Here is a 587-nt window from a genome sequence, read left to right on the forward strand (position 1 = left end):
CGCTAAAGCCGACAGTGTAAACCCAAAAAGCCGGACTCGCGAAGATCGGCAAGACAGATCGGCGCGTCTTGACTTGATCCAGAGGGCGGGTTTCGTGCCACCTGAAACCCGCATTTAGGAGTGCGAGCATCGCCCGTATAGCCAAAGTAATGAATATCGCCTGCCATCCCAAGAACTCGCCGATCAATGCTCCGGCGATAGGGCCGAGCGCAGGCACGAACGCCAGCATCGAACTGAAAAGGCCGTAGATGACGACACCCTCAGGACGGTTGGCATAAACGTCGCGAACCGTCGCGAACGTCGCCACCAGCATGGCCGACGCGCCCACTGCTTGAAGTAGACGGAAAGCGACAAAGGCCGGTGCAGTTGAAGACCAAGCTGCTCCCAGAGACGCAATGACGAAAGCCGTTGCGCCCGCAAGTAGAATTGGCCGTCGCCCGATTCTGTCTGAGAGCGGACCAAAAATCACCTGGCCCACGCCGAGCATCACCATATAGAGGCTCAACGTGAGTTGGATCATAGCGGGCGTCGTGTTCAGGATGCCGGGCATCGCTGGAACGACAGGGAGATAAATATCCATCGCCAGT

Annotated in this window: 1 protein-coding gene; it reads right to left on the reverse strand. The window is 57.6% G+C overall.

Annotated elements, in window-relative coordinates; all coding sequences use genetic code 11:
• Positions 1 to 587: MFS transporter (locus tag R7O13_RS29000; protein ID WP_318305477.1), on the reverse strand; the 587-nt coding region annotated here is incomplete at both ends.

This window comes from Vibrio sp. Y176 (genome assembly GCF_033438945.1).